The sequence below is a fragment of the Jatrophihabitans sp. genome, from assembly GCA_036399055.1.
Taxonomy (GTDB): domain Bacteria; phylum Actinomycetota; class Actinomycetes; order Mycobacteriales; family Jatrophihabitantaceae; genus Jatrophihabitans_A.
This window is the reverse complement of sequence record DASWNX010000038.1, coordinates 23,372-38,751: the sequence shown is the minus strand read 5'-3', so window position 1 is coordinate 38,751 and position 15,380 is coordinate 23,372. Positions and strand designations below refer to the sequence as shown.

Genomic DNA, 15,380 nt, shown 5'->3' with positions numbered 1-15,380 from the left:
ACACGTCGACCTTCTTGACGCCGTGCTCCTGCGCCTTGCGGGCGGCGTTCTCGGCGGCCATCTGCGCGGCGAACGGAGTCGACTTGCGGGAGCCCTTGAAGCCGACGTGGCCGGCCGAGGCCCAGCTGATCACATTGCCGGTCGGGTCGGTGATGGAGACGATGGTGTTGTTGAACGTGCTCTTGATGTGAGCGTGGCCGTGCGCGACGTTCTTCTTCTCTTTGCGACGGACCTTTTTCACGGCGCCTGTGCCGCGAGTCTTGGGAGGCATCTGCCTTTAGCTCCTGAGGGTTGATCGGAACGAAGTCGGAGGGCGGACCGCGGCGTGCGCCGGGGGCCCGGGGCGACGAGCTACTTCTTGGCCTTCTTCTTGCCGGCCATCGTCTTCTTCGGGCCCTTGCGGGTACGGGCGTTGGTCTTGGTGCGCTGTCCGTGCACCGGCAGGCCGCGGCGGTGCCGCAGGCCCTGGTAGCAGCCGATCTCGATCTTGCGGCGGATGTCGGCAGCGACCTCGCGGCGCAGGTCACCTTCGACCTTGTAATTGCCCTCGAGGTAGTTGCGCAGCTTGACCAGGTCCTCGTCGCTCAGGTCACGGGCTCGCAGGTCCGGGCTGATGCCGGTCGCTTCGAGGGTTTCCTTCGCACGGGTCGGTCCGACGCCGTAGATGTAGGTGAGCGCGATGACCATCCGCTTCTCGCGGGGCAGGTCAACGCCGGCAAGACGTGCCATTCGGGGCGATCTCCTTCGTTCCTTCGGAGGTGTTGTGCGCATCCGTCCGCTGTTGCCCCACCGGGTGCTGACGGATCAGCCCCGATGCAGCGGCCCCGGCCTCCGACCGGGGGTGACCCCGCTCCGCACCGGGCTGGCCGGGTGGAACGGGGAGGAGTGCGCGTGCTGGGGTACTGCTGGGTGGTGCTACCGCTAGCCCTGACGCTGCTTGTGGCGCAGGTTGTCGCAGATGACCATGACTCGGCCATGGCGACGGATGACCTTGCACTTGTCGCAGATCGGCTTGACGCTGGGCTTGACCTTCACGCCTGTTACTCCTGCTTTCGAAAGCGATGGCCGCCGCGCCAGGCGCGCCCATCTTCATCGGTCGGCTTACTTGTAGCGGTAGACGATCCGCCCGCGGGTGAGGTCATAGGGCGAGAGCTCCACCACGACCCGGTCTTCGGGCAGGATACGAATGTAGTGCTGGCGCATCTTGCCGCTGATGTGAGCGAGCACCTTGTGCCCGTTGCTCAGCTCCACCCGGAACATCGCGTTGGGCAGTGGCTCGACCACTTTGCCCTCGACCTCGATGGCCCCGTCCTTTTTGGCCATGTCCTCCGCTTTTCGTTACGTGTCGTCTTGTACGGTGCGAGCGCGGTCAACAGGCACGGAGATCACCGTGTCGGCGGACTGCGTCCGGCGCGTGTCGATGAGGGCCGAGCCCCACTCGCGGCCACAGCGAGACCCAAGAATTCTGAGCATGGAGACCGGCGGCATGCGCCAACGGTTGAGTTTACTCACGAGTCGACCGCGATGCCAAAACGGGCGAGTCGCGCCGGGAAGATCACCGGCGGCCCGGTGGTTGCAGCCAGCGTGAAACCCGTCCCGTTGTCCATCTTGGACCTGGCGCCTGTCAGCAGCAAAGGCGACACGACCGAGGCTCTCAACAACACCACCGAATTGGCGCGCCAGGCCGAGAGGTGGGGTTACCGGCGCTTCTGGGTGGCCGAGCACCACAACATGCCGGCGATCGCCAGCTCGTCACCGGCGGTGCTGCTGGCCCATCTGGCAGCCGCGACGAGCACCATCCGGGTCGGTTCCGGCGGGGTGATGCTGCCCAATCACGCGCCGTTGGTGGTGGCCGAGCAGTTCGGCACCCTGGAGTCCTTGCATCCCGGCCGGATCGACCTGGGCATCGGACGGGCGCCGGGGGCGGACCAGCGGACCGCGCTGGCGCTGCGCCGGACGATGCAGGGCCTGTCGGCCGAGGACTTCCCTGCGGAGCTGGCCGACCTGATCGCCATGCTGGCCGGCGACCCGGGCAGGCTGCAGGCCGTGCCGACCGCGGCCGGGCTGCCCCAGGTGTGGTTGCTGGGTTCCAGCGACTTCAGCGCGCGGCTGGCCGGGCTGCTAGGACTGCCGTTCTCTTTCGCCCATCATTTCTCGGCCGCCAGCACCGAGCCGGCGCTGGCGGTCTACCGCGGGAGCTTCCGTCCGTCGCAGTGGCTGGACGAGCCCCATGCGATGGTGGCGGTCCACGCCACCTGCGCCGACACCGACGAGGAGGCTGAGTACCTGGCCAAGCCAGGCTGGCTGGCCTTTCTACGGCTGCGCACCGGGGCGCCGATTCCGCTGCCCACCCCGGAGGAGGCCGCCGCCTACGAGTTCAGCCCGGCCGAGCTCGCCTTCGTCGAGCACCGCAAGGAGGGTCAGGCGCTCGGCTCACCAACGACGGTGGCCGCCCAGCTCAGCGAACTGCTCGGACGCACCGGCGCCGACGAGCTGATGCTCACCAACCAGATCTACGATCTGGCCCCTCGGCTTCGCTCTTACCAGTTGATCGCTGAGTTGAGCGAGCAGCCGGCCTTCGGTTCGGCCGAATCGGCGAGCCTCGCTAACTGATCGCCCCACTCACTTCGTGAGGCGGCGCCGCCTTCTCACACACTGACCCCCGCCGGCCGACGACCGGAGGTTCACTCAGCGGCGCCTCCGGTCGGCTCGCCGGCCTGGGTCGCTGAGTCAGCCCACAACCGGTACATCGCGAGCCGGTCGGCGTCGGTGTCCGGCGAGAAGAGCAGACCAGGCGGGCAGTCCAAGGCTCGTTCGATGGCGACTGCGGTGCGCAGTGAGCAGCTGTTACGCCGCCCGGTCACGAGATGGTTCACCGTGGAGTGGCTCAAACCGGCGCTTCGCGCCAGTTGCCGCTCCGAGATTCCCAGTAGGTCGATGTAGTCGGCGAGTGCTCGCCGGCTCCGTAGTTGCATGAATCCCCCGTTCGACACAATCCATCCGGCACCGGCCGGATTCGGGACTCAAGTTACCGGAAATGTCTGACGTCTTGTCACTTATCAGACACAGTCCAGCCGTGTCATTCCCCGGATGCGCGCCTGGCGCGGCGGGGGCGTTCGCAGATCCAGCGCTTCGACTATCCGCAGCAGACGGTTCGTCCACTGGCCGTCGCGTCCGGAGCCGCCTGATGAGATCGCGTGGGCCAGGCGCAAGCGAGATCACCAGCGGACGGAGACGCCTGCGGAGGCCCGGCGTGCCATCAGGTCTGATCCGGCCCGGATCAGCAGCTCGTCCAGGCCCTCACCCAGGCTGACCGAGACGCCCACGATGCAGACGACTCCAGCCTGGTCCAGCCTGGCGCGGACCCGCTCGGCGACGATGACGCCGACCGCCTCGATGTCCACCTGGACCAATGCCGCGACCTGGCGGGTCCCGTACCGCCCCACCGGATCGGTCGGCCGGAGGACGCCGAGCAGGCACTGGGCGATCGCGGCCTCGGTGCGAGGTCGCTCGGGATCGATGAGCACCAGCGCCACGCAACCCGGCGCGGTCGCGATGCTCTCGGCGGCCTGCACCCGCCAACCGGACTCAGACCACATGAAGGCGGCCCAGTCATAGGCCGACGTGGTCTTGATCGAGTCCCGCAGGGCGAAGCGGTGCGCGGCGAAGACGATCGGAAGCATCAGCGGGCAGGCTGCCGGGTACCAGTGCGTCACTATGGCCGCGGCGACTCCGATCGCCTTGGTGATCGAGTCCGCCAGCTGGTTACGGGGGCTGAGGAGCTGCCGGATCAGTCTGCGATCGTCGAACAGCCAGACCACTGCCGCGATCAGCGCGGAGTTGACCACAGTCCACGCCAGGACCGCGGTGAGGATGCCCAGGGCCCCGCCGACGTGCCGGTGGACGACCACGGCCACGCACGCCGCGGCGACCACGATGGCGACGCTGACGAGGTAACGCAGCGGCCGGCCACCGTTGACGCACTTGCGCGATGGCCACTCGGCGGCGTAGCAGACCAGGACCAGCGGCACGACGAGCCAGGCCGGAAGCATGAGAGCCCCCGGTATGGTCCAGACGTCCAGCCAGTTGTGCGCCTTGCCCGCAGTGAAGCCGCGTCGCAGCCGTTCAACATGCCGCGTTGAGAGTGAGCAGGAGACACTGAGACCGGCGAGAATAGCGAAGACGCCGAGGTGATAGGCGGTCACATCTGTCACCAGGAGTCGCTATTCAAGGGAGGTGACATGGATGAACAGCATTGAATGGCCCTGATCTGACCGACCCGGCGGCGGGGGTACGTGGTCATTCAACCGTGCACCCCTGCTTCCGGTGAAGAAAGTTCCAAGCGGTCTGTTTTGAGTGTGATCGACGGTACATCACCAGTAAATGGTCTGTCACTGGTGCGATCTGGCCGTGAGCTCAGGAGGCAGGGTCTCCCGCTGGCCGAGCGGACGGTATTAGCCGATAGTGTCTACATCATGTCTGCACGTACCGGATCCCTGACCGGCCGCGGCACGCCCCCGCGCCTTGCCGGACCGCGATGAGCACGCTGTCGGAACTGCTGCAGGCTGAGAACTCCAAGGGCCTCAGCGCCCGCGCCATCTCGCAGGCGGCGCGAGAGCTCGGATTCACCCTCAACCACGACACCGCCGCGCGCTACCTGCGAGGCGAGCACGGAACCCCGGACGAGTCGACGCTGCGCGCCTTCTCCACCGTGCTGGGGATCTCGCTGGGCAAGCTTCGCCGGGCCGCCTCGCTGCCCGCCGATGTCACCGAGCCCTACCAGCCGCCGGCCGAAGCCGACCGGCTCAACCGCCGCCAGCGTCGGGCGGTCGACGAGGTCATCCGGGCGATGCTGCAGGCCCCACCGGCCGACCAACCCGTCACTGACCTCGACACCCGTCGCGGCAAGGGACCGACGCGCAAGGCCGCCCGCCGCGGCCCGGCCGAGCCCCCCGGACGCTGACCGGCCCTGGCTGACCCTGCCGGCGCTCACCCGGCAACGGCCAAGGCGGCGCCCTCGATCACCGGATCGCGCACGTCTTCCAGCGTTGAGCGGCTAATGTCTACAACATGGCTGCAGGTACGGACGTCAGCGGCAGTGGGCCGAGCGACTCGATGAAGCTCGGAGCCGCCTGGTGACCGCCCTGTCTGAGCTGTTGCAGGCCTCGAACACCGCAAGCCTGAGCGCCCGCACCATCGCCCGCAATGCCCGCGAGCTCGGATTCAGCCTCAACCACGACACCGCGGCGAGGTACCTGAGGGGAAATCACGGCAGCCCGGACGAGTCCACGCTGCTGGCCCTGTCCAAGGTGCTCAAGGTGCCTATGACCAAGCTCCGGGCGGCGGCCGCCCTGCCACACGAGGAGATCGAGCCCTACCGGCCACCCGCTGAGTCAAGTCGGCTCAACCGCCGGCAACGACGGGCGGTGGACGAGATCATCCGGGCGATGCTCCAGCCGAGCGAGACAGGCAAGCAGGTGGCCGAACTCGACGCCGCCCGCGCCAAGAAGGCGGCGCCGCGAGCAGCCCGGCGCGGCGCCGTGGAGCCACCTCAACGCTGAGGTCAACGGCTCCGCAGGATCGTCAGAGGCCTGCTCAATACTGCTCGCATGACCTCGCACTCCCGCGGCCGATCTCACCTGACCATCGCAGCCGACCTGGCCTGCCCGTACGATCCCTGGGCCGATCTGCGGCAGAACTGGCCACATGTCAAGGTCGTCATCGAGCCGATGACCGGTGATCTGCTGGGTGAGGTGCGCGAGGACGGACGGCTCATCGCCTTGCGCGCCGACACCTCCGCGGCGCAGCGCAGGTGCACCCTCACCCATGAGCTGGTCCACCTGGAACGGGGCATCCTCGACTGCGGCCCCTGGCTTCAGCGCGAAGAGGGCCTGGTGCATGCGGAGGTGAGCCGACGCCTGATCCCGCTGGCCGGCCTTGCCGCGGCGATCCGGACGCTGGGCGGCGCCGATGATCCTGCCGCGCTCGCGCAGTGCCTGGATGTGGACAGCGAAACGCTGGCGATCCGCCTCAGTCGGCTGAGCAGCCTCGAGCGCAAGGCGCTGCGCCGGTCGCTGGCCAGCCAGAGCCTGCTGTGGTCGGTGGCCTGAGCAGCCGAGCCTGGCTCCTATCCTGCCGGCGCGCCGCGGCGGCTTGACCAACGCCAGCCTTGCCCGGCACGGTGACAATGTCTGTTGTATGCTACATTGTCAGACAGCAGCTAGTGGGACTGCGAGCATGAGGACTGCAGGGCGCATGAGGACCGCAGGGCGCGTGAGGACTGCAGGGCGCGTGACCAAGCCTCGGGGGAGGGGTCGGGCGGCATGGCGGTAGCGGCAAGTCGGTGACCCCGATCGCGGGCGGCGACGATCGAGCCGCCACTGCCATGCCGCCCACTACCCCGGCCGGGGCCGGCGGGTCACTGCGAAAGGCTCAGGGCGAAGAACTCCGCCGGATCGACCCACCAGTGCGTCAGGTTCAGCCCTGCCAGGGCCAGCTCAGCGGTGATGCCCTCACGGCGGAACTTCGAGGAGATCTCGGTGAGCAACTCCTCCCCCGCGTCGAAGTGCACGTCCAAGCCGATCCTGGAGAACCGCGCCCAGACCTCACGAGCGGCTCTCAACCGCATCTCGATCCGCTCGTCCAGCCGATTCCACACCGCTCGGTGGTCAAACGCCTCGATCGGCAGGTCGCCGCCGAGTTCCCGGTTGAGCACCCGCAGCACGTTGAGGTTGAATGCCGCCGTGACACCAGCGGCGTCGTCATAGGCAGGCACCAGGATCTCGGCAGGCTTGACCAGGTCGGTGCCCAGCAGCAGCACGTCGCCGGGTTCGAGCGCCGATCGAACGCCGCTGAAGAATGAGGCCCGCTCGGCTGGATCGAGGTTGCCGATGGTGGAGCCGAGGAAGACGATGGCGGTCCGCCCGGTCTTGGCCAACCCGTCCAGATGCCGGGTGAAGTCCGCTCGGATGGGCAGCACGTCGGCCGCCGGATAGCGCGCCGCCAGGCTGACCGCGGCCTCGGACAGCGCGCTCGCCGAGACGTCCACCGTGATGATCCGGCGCAGCGTGCCGCCCCGCTGCCAGGCGTCCAGCAGCAGCCGGGTCTTGATCGATGACCCCGAGCCCAGCTCGATCACGGTCTCCACCGGCGCCGCCGAGGCGATGTCATCAGCGTGCGCCTGAAGGATCTGCGCCTCGGTTCGGGTCGGGTAGTACTCCGGCAGCTCGGTGATCTGCTCGAACAACTGGCTGCCGCGGGCGTCGTAGAACCACCGTGGAGGCAACGACTTGGGGATGCTGGTGAGTCCGGTCCGAGCATCTTCGGCCAGCTCGTCAGTGGCGCCGGCCGAATCGAGGAAGCTGTCATCGACGCTGATGGACATGGCTCTCACTTTCTGCCTCATCGCGGGCTGGCAGCGGGAGCGGGCGGTGGCGCACCCCGCTGCGGTCGGCGGTCACAAGCTGGCCGTCCGGAAGCGGCTGCCAACCTGGGGAATCGTCGAACGGCTCGCTGGCGACCAGCACGGCCTCGGCCGAGTGGCGCCACCACAGCGAGTGGGTCACCGTGGTGCCGTAGATGTGCCGGCCGTCGGTGAGCAGGGTCGTCAGCCTGGAGCCCGGCGCGGCGGCCAGCACCTCGGTGACCAGGCTGCCCAGCGCAGAGGCCGGGTCCTCGGACGCTGCCAGCCGCTGGTGGAGCACTGCCCACAGCAGGGACGCGTCGGTCAGCACCTGCATGCTCAGCAGCTCACGCCGGGGCACGCCGTCAACGAGCCAGACCGCGGAGTCGGGCCAGCCGGCTATCGCGCCGTTGAGGCTGAACAGCCACTGGCCGTCGGTGAACGGGGCGCAGGCGGCTTCGGCGACCGGCATGCCGGCAGTGGCGTTGCGGACGGCGCCCAGCACGCCGGAAGCCACCGTGGCGCGCGCCAGCTCGGCGAACCCGGCGTCCTGCCAGATCGGCGCCGCGCGCCGATACCGCCGGGCCTCGGCCGGAGCGGCAGGTGACGGTTGCGCGGACTCACCGGCGGCGCGGGCGGAGGAGTTCTCAGCCGGCCCAGAGTCCGGTCGCGGACCCGCCCCGGCTGCGAACCAGCCGGCTCCGAAGCCGTCGGCGTTGACCGTGCCCCCGCCACGCATGTCACTCGGGGCATAGCTCTGCACGGCCAGCGAGTGCGGCGGGTCCAGCATGAGCTCCGCCAGGGTCACCGGCAGCCCCAGATAGGCGAAATGACGGCACATCGCGGACGATCAGCTCGGCTCGGCGTCGCGGGCGGTCCGGAAACCGGCGAAGATCTGCCGCCGGATCGGGTAATCCCAGTTGCGGAAGGTGGCTCGGCAGGCGGCCTGATCGGTGCCGAACGAGCCTCCACGCAGGACGTGGTAATCCTCACCGAAGAAGACCTTGGAGTACTCGGCGTACGGGAACACCTCGAAGCCGGCGTAGGCCGCGAAGGTCGAGGAGGTCCACTCCCAGACATCGCCGATCAGCTGACGCACGCCGTAGGCCGACGCGCCCGCAGGGTAACTGCCGGCCGGCGCCGGGCGCAGGTGCCGCTGCCCGAGGTTGGCCCGTTCAGGTGTCGGGTTCTCATCCCCCCACGGGTAGCGACGCGAGCGTTGGGAGACCGGGTCCCAGCGGGCCGCTTTCTCCCACTCGATCTCAGTGGGCAGCCGGCGACCGGCCCACGCGGCATAGGCCTGCGCCTCGTACAGGCACACATGCACCACCGGCTCGTCATCCTGCACCGGGATCAGGTTGCCGAAGCAGTGCCGCCACCACGAGCCGCTGTCATCCCTGCTCCAGAACAGCGGCGCGGTCAGACCCGCGCGCTGACGATGCGCCCAACCGGGCGCGGTCCACCAGCGCCGCTGGTCATAGCCGCCGGAGTCGATGAACCGCTGGTAGTCGCCGTTGGTCACCGGCGTCGTGTCGAGATAGAAGGCGTCGACGTGCACCGTGTGGGCCGGCCGCTCATTGTCCAGAGCCCAGGCCTCCGTCGAGGTGCCCATGGTGAACTCACCCGCGGGTATCAGCGCCTGGCCGGCCAGAGCCGTCGTGTCAGCCGGCCCCGGCAGCGGCGCCTGCAGGGGCGGTCCGCAGCGGCGCAGCTGATGGGTGGCCAGCATGGTCTCGTCATGCTGCTGCTCATGCTGCACCACCATGCCGAACGCGAAACCGGAGTCGGTCAGCCGGCTGACGTTCAAAGGGGCCCGGTCCAGAACGTCGAGCACCTTCTCCCGGACCTGGCTGACGTAGCTGCGGGTCTGGGCAGGTGAGAGCAACGGCAACGACGGACGCTCGGCGCGGGAGTTCTTGAACGCGTCATACATCTGGTCGATGTCGGCGCGGACCGCCTCTTGACCGCCGACGTCGCGCACCAACCAGATCTCCTCCTGGTTGGCGATGTGGGCGTAGTCCCACACCAGTGGCGACATCAACGGCGAATGCTGGGCGATCAACTCCGGCTCGTCCACGGCGTCGGTCAACGCCGTGCTGCGCAGCCGGGCTCGGGTCAGCTCCCCGGCGATATGCTCACGCAGCGCGGCGTCACTGAGCTGGCGCAGATCCGCGCCACCGGTCGGCGAGGTCATGGGCGTCCCTCCGCGCTCAGCTCTTCCAAGGCCGGGCTGACAGCCTCGCAGAGCCTGCGGCGCAGCACCCGGTCCACCTTGTCACGGACCGCCGGCGGCAGGCGGAGGCCGTTCAGCCCCGGAGCCGCGATGTCGTGCAAGCGCGCGGCGATGGCCCGCAGCACGGGGTCAGCCAGGCCATGCTCGGTGGCCTCCTGCCAGCGGTCAGCGCCTTCGGCGCAGCAACGCAGCACCTGCTGGACCGACTGCGGGCCAGCGAACAGCGCCGCCAGCAACGCCAGCGGCGCCATCCACTCATCGCCGGGCTGGGCGTCGAGGTAGCGGATCTCCAGGTAACCCTGTGGCCGCACCGGCGGGAACAGCATCGACAGGTGCAGGTCGATGTCGGCGGTGCTCAGCAGCTCGCCCGACTCGATCCACTCCCGCAGCGTCAACGGCTGCTCCAGACGCCAGTCTCCGGCCTCCCGCCGCCGGGCCAGAACCTGGGAGTCCAGGACTCGTTCGACGTAGCTGTCCAGAGCGGTCGACTTCGGGGGCAGCGTGCGTGGGGGGTCCAGCCGCCACCAGGACGACATCCTGGTCGAGGCCGCGGCCGGCACCAGCTCGCCAGCCGTTCGGGGAGAGTTGGCGAAGGCGGCCAACAGCACCGGGCCGAGTTGGTGGGCCGCTCGCCATCGATCAGCGGCTTGGGCGTGGGTGCCGAGGTCCAGGCAGATCTGGGCGGCTGCGGTGGAGCACATCATCACCCGGCCGGCCGGGCCGAACTCGTCGAATCTGGCGGCCATCGCGTCATAGCGTGGGGTCTTGAGAATTCGGTGCGGTTGCCGGTACGGGTCTGCCGCCAGGTCGGAGAGCTCGAAGCCGGACGGCGCGAGCAACGCCCGCAGGACCTGGATGTCGGCGCTCATGGCGGTGATGAGACCGGTGGCCGAAGCCGCGGGCAGGGACGAGATCTCGAGTTGACCACCGGGTTCGACGGTGACCAGGCCACCGTGTGGCAGCGGGAGGGCGGGGCTGCGGGGAACCAGGGTGGTGGGGGCGTGCGGGCCGAGCAGCGTCGCGAGCGTCTGGGCGTCCGGCCGCCGGTCGAGGTCGTGCGGGTCGATGACGAGCCATTCCAGCTCGATCCCGATCTTGGCGGGTGGACCGTGCTTGAAGCAGACGCGGGTGACGTAGGAGCCTGCTTCAGCGACGGTCCGGATCGGCTGAGAATCGCGCATGCCGGGCGCGTCGATGCTCATGGCCGCCTCCGTTCACTGGGTCGGATAGGTCATCCCAACCTAGCGCGCGCTCCCGGCGACGGCCACCGGCTCAGGGCCGGCGCCACCGAGCGGTGAGCTCAGTCGGCAAGAGCGCTGATCGGCGCCCCGCGGGCGCTCAGCTCGGCCCGGCCGCCGTCCTGGGCAGTCAGCACCCACAGCCCGTCCGGCAGCAACGCCACCGTGTGCTCCCAGTGGGCGGACAGGGAGCCGTCGGCGGTCTGCACCGTCCAGTTGTCGGACAGCTGCCGGGTCTGGGGCGAGCCGAGGGTGATCATCGGCTCGATGGCCAGGGTCATCCCGGCCACCAGTTGCGGCCCCTTGCCGGGCTTTCCGTAATTGAGGATGTGCGGGTCCATGTGCATCGCGGTGCCGATGCCGTGCCCGCCATAGCCGGTGACGATGCCGAAGTCGCCTGCGCCGCGCACCGAGGTCTGCACCGCATGGGAGATGTCGCTGAGCCGGCCACCGACCTGAGCGGCGGCGAGGCCGTCCCACAGCGCGGCGCGGCAGGCCTGCGACAGCGCCAGCGCGTCGGCAGCCGCCTCGCCGACCGCGACGGTGACCGCGGCGTCCCCGTGCCAGCCGTTGACGATCGCTCCGAAGTCCAGTGAGATCAGGTCGCCGTCGACCAGCACGTCGTCCCGGCTGGGGATTCCGTGCACCACGTTGGCATTGCGTGAGGAGCAGATGACGCCGGGGAACGGCGGCGGGCCGGAGTACCCGAGAAAGGACGACACGGCTCCGGCCTCAGCCAGCACTTGCCGAGCGATCTGGTCCAGTTCGTAGGTCGACACCCCGGGCCTGGCCGCCTCGGTCATGGCCGCCAACCCCGTCGCGACCACCAAGCCAGCGGCTCGCATCGACCTGATCTGATCAGGCGTCTTCAATTCGATGTCGTCGCGGCGGCGTCGCACGGTGGTTCAGGACATCGCTTTGGTCAGGGCCGCGATCGCGCGCTCGGTGACGTCCTCGACCGGGCCCAGCGCGTCCACGACCACCAGCTGACTGCGGCCGTCGTAGAACTGGATCAGCGGCGCGGTCTGCTCGGCATAGACGTCCAGCCGGTGCCGGACGGTCTCGGCCAGGTCGTCGTCGCGCTGGAACAGCTCGCCGCCGCACAGGTCACAGGCCCCGTCTGACTTCGTGGGGTCGTACTCGATGTGCCAGATGTGGCCGCACTTGCGGCACATCCGACGCCCGGACAGCCGGCGCACGACCTCTTCGTTGTCGACTTCGAGTTCCAGCACGACGTTGAGCGAGACACCCATGTCGCCGAGCACCGAATCGAGCTCGTAGGCCTGGGCCACGTTGCGTGGGAAGCCGTCGAGCAGAAAGCCGGTGGCGGTGTCCGGCTCTCCCAGCCGGTCACGCACCATCGCGATGGTCACCGCGTCGGGAACCAGGTCCCCGGCGTCCATGTAGGACTTAGCGAGCTTGCCGAGCTTGGTGCCGCCGGAGACGTTGGCTCTGAAGATGTCGCCGGTGGAGATCTGCGGAATGGAGAAGCGTTCGGCGATGAAGCCGGCCTGGGTTCCCTTGCCCGCGCCCGGGGGTCCTACAAGGACGAGTCGCACTAGGTTCTCACCGGTCCACTCCGCCTCGTCAGCGCCTGGGACCGCCGGCTGGGCTGCCGACGGGGACGACGCCTCGCCATTAACGCAAGAACCCTTCGTAGTTGCGCTGCATGAGCTGGCTCTCGATCTGCTTGACGGTGTCCAGCGCCACACCCACCATGATCAGCACGGCCGTGCCGCCGAAGGGGAAGTTCTGGTTGTTGCCGCCGGTCATCGAGAAGAAGAAGTTCGGTATCACGGCGATGATGCCGAGGTAGAGCGCGCCCGGCAGCGTGATCCGCGAGAGGACGTACTGCAGGTATTCCGCAGTCGGCCGGCCGGGGCGGATGCCGGGGATGAAACCGCCGTACTTCTTCATGTCGTCGGCTCGCTCCTCCGGGTTGAAGGTGATGCCGACGTAGAAGTAGGTGAAGAAGATGATCAGCAGGAAGTAGATCGTGATGTGGATCCAGTCCTGCTGGTTGAGCAGGTGGTTGGTGATCCACAGCTGCAGGCCCGACGTGCTGCTGCCGTTGAGCTGGGAGAGCAGCTGCGGGATGTAGAGCAGCGAGGAGGCGAAGATGACCGGGATGACGCCGGCCATGTTGACCTTCATCGGCAGGTAGGTGGAGGTGCCGCCGTACATCCGGCGCCCGATCATCCGCTTGGCGTACTGCACCGGAATCCGGCGCTGCGCCTGCTCGACGAACACCACCGCCGCGATGATCGCAAAGCCCAGCATCAGGATCAGGATGAAGGCGAAGGCGCCGGAGTTCTTCAGGATCGCTTGGCCCTCGGAGGGGATCCGAGCCGCGATCGAGGCGAACATCAGGATCGACATGCCGTTGCCCACGCCGCGGTCGGTGATCAACTCACCGAGCCACATCACCACCGCGGTGCCGGCCGTCATTATGACGACCATGGTGCCCAGGGCGAAGATCGACTCGCTGTAGAGCGGCTCGCAGTCGACCGAGCCGGAGAACAGCTGACCCGAGCGCGCCAGGGCGATGAAGCCGGCGGACTGCAGGATCGCCAGGCCGATGGTGAGGTACCTGCTGTACTGGGTCAGCTTCTGCTGCCCGGACTGGCCCTCTTTCTTCAACGCCTCGAACCGAGGGATCACCACGACCAGAAGTTGGATGATGATGCTCGCGGTGATGTAGGGCATGATGCCCAGCGCGAACACCGACAGCTTCAGCAGCGCGCCGCCTGAGAACAGGTTGATGAGCGCGTAGGCCGTCTGGCTGGCGCCGCTGGCCGTCTTGATGCAGGCGTTGATCGCGACTGTGTCGGTGTTGGGCGTCGGAACCGCCGCGCCCAGCCGGTACAGCCCGATCATGGCAAGGGTGAAGAGCAGCTTCTTACGCAGGTCTGGCGTCCGGAAAGCAGACGCGAAAGCGCTGAGCACACATCCTCCTGCGCGGGGGTCGAGGTAAATCCGTTTTGTGAAGTTCGGGTCGGTCGCCGGGCCCGGGCCTGCTGTACGGACGTCGGGGCGGTGGCCTCGGTGCGAGCCTAACAGTCGAGCGCTTTGCACCACCGTTCGTAGGCGGCCCGTGGCGATACGCAGTGGGCCGGACAGTTACCTGTCCGGCCCTACCACGGGTGCCTAGCGGCTCATCCGGTGAGGATGGGCAGCCGGTGCTACAGCGTGCTCACGCTTCCGCCAGCCGCCGCGATCTTCTCCGCGGCGCTGGCTGAGAAGGCATGGGCCGTCACGTCGAGCTTGACGCCACCGAGGTCGCCGGTGCCCAGGACCTTGATCGGGGAGCCCTTGCGCACCGCTCCAGCCTCGATCATCGCCTCGGGTGAGACCGCTCCCCCGTTGGGGAAGAGCTCGGCCAGCTTGGCGACGTTGACGACCTGGAACTCGACCCGGAACGCGTTACGGAAACCCTTGAGCTTGGGCAGCCGCATGTGAATCGGCATCTGGCCGCCCTCGAAGCCGGCCGGAACCTGGTACCGCGCCTTCGATCCCTTGGTGCCGCGGCCGGCGGTCTTGCCTCGCCTGCCGCCCTCACCACGACCCACCCGGATCTTGGCCGACTTCGAGCCGGGCGCGGGGCGCAGGTGATGAACCTTCAGCAAACCGTCACTCATGACTTACTCAACCTCCTCGACCGAGACCAGGTGGGTCACGGTCTGGACCATGCCGCGGATCTCGGGCCGGTCTTCTTTGACGACGACGTCGCGAACTCGCTTCAGCCCGAGGGAACGCAGCGTCTGGCGCTGGTTGTCCTTGGAGCCGATCTCCGAGCGCAGCTGGGTGATCTTCAGACGGGCCATCGCTCAGCCCCCCTGTCCGGCACGGGCGCGCAGCAGACCCGCCGGAGCGACGTCCTCCAGCGGCAGGCCCCGACGAGCGGCCACCTCTTCGGGACGGACCAGCTGCTTCAGGGCCGCCTCGGTGGCGTGCACGATGTTGATCGGGTTGTCCGAGCCGAGGGACTTGCTGAGGATGTCGTGGATGCCGGCGCACTCCAGGACGGCTCGCACCGGCCCGCCGGCGATGACGCCGGTACCGGGGCTGGCCGGCTTGAGCAGGACCACTCCGGCGGCCTTCTCACCCTGCACCGGGTGCGGGATGGTCAGGGCGATCCGGGGCACCTTGAAGAAGTTCTTCTTGGCTTCCTCGACGCCCTTGGCGATCGCGGCCGGAACTTCCTTGGCCTTGCCGTAGCCGACGCCCACAGTGCCGTCACCGTCACCGACGACGACCAGCGCAGTGAAGCTGAACCGACGACCGCCCTTGACGACCTTGGCGACCCGGTTGATGGTGACGACACGCTCGAGCAGCGCGCTCTTCTCAGGAGCGGAACGGCCGTCCCGGCGGTCGCGGCCGCCTCGCTCGTTGCCGCCGGCGCGCTCGTTGCCACCGGTGCGGGGGCCGCGCTGCGTTCCTTGGGTTGCGGAGGCCATCAGGCTGTTCCCTCACTGTTGCTGGACATGTGCGTGCGATTGCTCTTGGG

The 15,380-nt window shown here is 68.4% G+C and carries 20 protein-coding genes; 4 read left to right on the top strand and 16 right to left on the bottom strand.

Going from position 1 to position 15,380, the window contains the following annotated elements; translation table 11 throughout:
* The 4 genes from rpsK to infA form a co-directional block, all read right to left on the bottom strand.
* On the bottom strand, nt 1-271 hold a 271-nt coding region (gene rpsK, locus VGB75_17555), incomplete at its 3' end, for a 30S ribosomal protein S11 (GenBank protein HEY0168855.1).
* Between the two features lie 80 nt (nt 272-351).
* The gene (gene rpsM / locus VGB75_17550; GenBank protein ID HEY0168854.1) at nt 352-729 is read right to left on the bottom strand and encodes a 30S ribosomal protein S13; all 378 of its coding nucleotides are present in this window, start codon (nt 727-729) and stop codon (nt 352-354) included.
* 192 nt (nt 730-921) lie between these two features.
* Nucleotides 922-1,035 (bottom strand): 50S ribosomal protein L36, encoded by a 114-nt coding sequence (rpmJ, locus tag VGB75_17545; GenBank protein ID HEY0168853.1) that lies wholly within the window; start codon nt 1,033-1,035, stop codon nt 922-924.
* Nucleotides 1,036-1,101: 66 nt separating this feature from the next.
* Nucleotides 1,102-1,323 carry a translation initiation factor IF-1 gene (infA, locus tag VGB75_17540; protein ID HEY0168852.1) on the bottom strand — a complete coding sequence of 74 codons (222 nt, stop codon included), beginning with the start codon at nt 1,321-1,323 and terminating at the stop codon, nt 1,102-1,104.
* 276 nt (nt 1,324-1,599) lie between these two features.
* Between infA and VGB75_17535 the strand changes: the two genes are divergently transcribed.
* Nucleotides 1,600-2,613: an LLM class flavin-dependent oxidoreductase gene (locus VGB75_17535; protein HEY0168851.1), complete on the top strand. Its 1,014-nt coding sequence runs from the start codon at nt 1,600-1,602 to the stop codon at nt 2,611-2,613.
* A gap of 71 nt (nt 2,614-2,684) precedes the next feature.
* Here VGB75_17535 and VGB75_17530 read toward each other — a convergent pair whose 3' ends face one another.
* The gene (locus tag VGB75_17530) at nt 2,685-2,975 is read right to left on the bottom strand and encodes a helix-turn-helix transcriptional regulator (GenBank protein HEY0168850.1); all 291 of its coding nucleotides are present in this window, start codon (nt 2,973-2,975) and stop codon (nt 2,685-2,687) included.
* 243 nt (nt 2,976-3,218) lie between these two features.
* Nucleotides 3,219-4,052, bottom strand: a complete 834-nt coding sequence (locus VGB75_17525) for a hypothetical protein (GenBank protein ID HEY0168849.1) — start codon at nt 4,050-4,052, stop codon at nt 3,219-3,221.
* Between the two features lie 485 nt (nt 4,053-4,537).
* Between VGB75_17525 and VGB75_17520 the strand changes: the two genes are divergently transcribed.
* From VGB75_17520 to VGB75_17510, 3 genes are all read left to right on the top strand, one after another.
* Entirely contained in the window at nt 4,538-4,963 is a 426-nt protein-coding gene (locus tag VGB75_17520; GenBank protein HEY0168848.1) for a hypothetical protein, read from the top strand.
* A 172-nt stretch (nt 4,964-5,135) separates the two neighbouring features.
* Nucleotides 5,136-5,561, top strand: a complete 426-nt coding sequence (locus tag VGB75_17515; protein HEY0168847.1) for a hypothetical protein — start codon at nt 5,136-5,138, stop codon at nt 5,559-5,561.
* Between the two features lie 48 nt (nt 5,562-5,609).
* Nucleotides 5,610-6,110 (top strand): ImmA/IrrE family metallo-endopeptidase, encoded by a 501-nt coding sequence (locus VGB75_17510; GenBank protein HEY0168846.1) that lies wholly within the window; start codon nt 5,610-5,612, stop codon nt 6,108-6,110.
* Between the two features lie 308 nt (nt 6,111-6,418).
* Here the strand turns inward: VGB75_17510 and egtD are convergent, their stop codons facing one another.
* The 10 genes from egtD to rpsE form a co-directional block, all read right to left on the bottom strand.
* Nucleotides 6,419-7,384 (bottom strand): L-histidine N(alpha)-methyltransferase, encoded by a 966-nt coding sequence (egtD, locus tag VGB75_17505; protein ID HEY0168845.1) that lies wholly within the window; start codon nt 7,382-7,384, stop codon nt 6,419-6,421.
* Complete coding sequence (locus VGB75_17500; protein HEY0168844.1) at nt 7,365-8,243, bottom strand: ergothioneine biosynthesis protein EgtC; 879 nt, start codon at nt 8,241-8,243, stop codon at nt 7,365-7,367. The genes egtD and VGB75_17500 overlap by 20 nt, the downstream gene beginning before the upstream one ends.
* A gap of 9 nt (nt 8,244-8,252) precedes the next feature.
* Nucleotides 8,253-9,596 carry an ergothioneine biosynthesis protein EgtB gene (gene egtB, locus VGB75_17495; protein HEY0168843.1) on the bottom strand — a complete coding sequence of 448 codons (1,344 nt, stop codon included), beginning with the start codon at nt 9,594-9,596 and terminating at the stop codon, nt 8,253-8,255.
* On the bottom strand, nt 9,593-10,837 hold the full coding sequence (locus tag VGB75_17490) for a glutamate-cysteine ligase family protein (GenBank protein ID HEY0168842.1): 1,245 nt from the start codon (nt 10,835-10,837) through the stop codon (nt 9,593-9,595). Before VGB75_17490 ends, egtB begins: the two co-directional genes overlap by 4 nt.
* A 98-nt stretch (nt 10,838-10,935) precedes the next feature.
* The gene (gene map / locus VGB75_17485; protein ID HEY0168841.1) at nt 10,936-11,772 is read right to left on the bottom strand and encodes a type I methionyl aminopeptidase; all 837 of its coding nucleotides are present in this window, start codon (nt 11,770-11,772) and stop codon (nt 10,936-10,938) included.
* 6 nt (nt 11,773-11,778) lie between these two features.
* On the bottom strand, nt 11,779-12,432 hold the full coding sequence (locus VGB75_17480; protein ID HEY0168840.1) for an adenylate kinase: 654 nt from the start codon (nt 12,430-12,432) through the stop codon (nt 11,779-11,781).
* Between the two features lie 79 nt (nt 12,433-12,511).
* A complete protein-coding gene (secY, locus tag VGB75_17475) occupies nt 12,512-13,819 on the bottom strand; it encodes a preprotein translocase subunit SecY (protein ID HEY0168839.1) in 1,308 nt (435 codons plus the stop codon).
* A 236-nt stretch (nt 13,820-14,055) separates the two neighbouring features.
* Entirely contained in the window at nt 14,056-14,511 is a 456-nt protein-coding gene (rplO, locus tag VGB75_17470; GenBank protein HEY0168838.1) for a 50S ribosomal protein L15, read from the bottom strand.
* A gap of 3 nt (nt 14,512-14,514) precedes the next feature.
* Complete coding sequence (gene rpmD / locus VGB75_17465; GenBank protein HEY0168837.1) at nt 14,515-14,697, bottom strand: 50S ribosomal protein L30; 183 nt, start codon at nt 14,695-14,697, stop codon at nt 14,515-14,517.
* A gap of 3 nt (nt 14,698-14,700) precedes the next feature.
* Nucleotides 14,701-15,330, bottom strand: coding sequence for a 30S ribosomal protein S5 (rpsE, locus tag VGB75_17460; protein HEY0168836.1), 630 nt, complete (start codon nt 15,328-15,330; stop codon nt 14,701-14,703).
* Nucleotides 15,331-15,380: the final 50 nt, after the last annotated feature.

Excerpts from the sequence above, each read along its gene's own strand:
- rpsM (HEY0168854.1), bottom strand. The coding sequence starts at position 729 with ATGGCACGTCTTGCCGGCGTTGACCTGCCCCGCGAGAAGCGGATGGTC.
- VGB75_17530 (HEY0168850.1), bottom strand. The coding sequence starts at position 2,975 with ATGCAACTACGGAGCCGGCGAGCACTCGCCGACTACATCGACCTACTG.
- VGB75_17520 (HEY0168848.1), top strand. The coding sequence starts at position 4,538 with ATGAGCACGCTGTCGGAACTGCTGCAGGCTGAGAACTCCAAGGGCCTC.
- egtB (HEY0168843.1), bottom strand. The coding sequence starts at position 9,596 with ATGACCTCGCCGACCGGTGGCGCGGATCTGCGCCAGCTCAGTGACGCC.
- rplO (HEY0168838.1), bottom strand. The coding sequence starts at position 14,511 with ATGAGTGACGGTTTGCTGAAGGTTCATCACCTGCGCCCCGCGCCCGGC.
- rpmD (HEY0168837.1), bottom strand. The coding sequence starts at position 14,697 with ATGGCCCGTCTGAAGATCACCCAGCTGCGCTCGGAGATCGGCTCCAAG.
- rpsE (HEY0168836.1), bottom strand. The coding sequence starts at position 15,330 with ATGGCCTCCGCAACCCAAGGAACGCAGCGCGGCCCCCGCACCGGTGGC.
- VGB75_17525 (HEY0168849.1), bottom strand. The coding sequence starts at position 4,052 with ATGCTTCCGGCCTGGCTCGTCGTGCCGCTGGTCCTGGTCTGCTACGCC.
- infA (HEY0168852.1), bottom strand. The coding sequence starts at position 1,323 with ATGGCCAAAAAGGACGGGGCCATCGAGGTCGAGGGCAAAGTGGTCGAG.
- egtD (HEY0168845.1), bottom strand. The coding sequence starts at position 7,384 with ATGTCCATCAGCGTCGATGACAGCTTCCTCGATTCGGCCGGCGCCACT.
- VGB75_17500 (HEY0168844.1), bottom strand. The coding sequence starts at position 8,243 with ATGTGCCGTCATTTCGCCTATCTGGGGCTGCCGGTGACCCTGGCGGAG.
- VGB75_17490 (HEY0168842.1), bottom strand. The coding sequence starts at position 10,837 with ATGAGCATCGACGCGCCCGGCATGCGCGATTCTCAGCCGATCCGGACC.
- VGB75_17510 (HEY0168846.1), top strand. The coding sequence starts at position 5,610 with ATGACCTCGCACTCCCGCGGCCGATCTCACCTGACCATCGCAGCCGAC.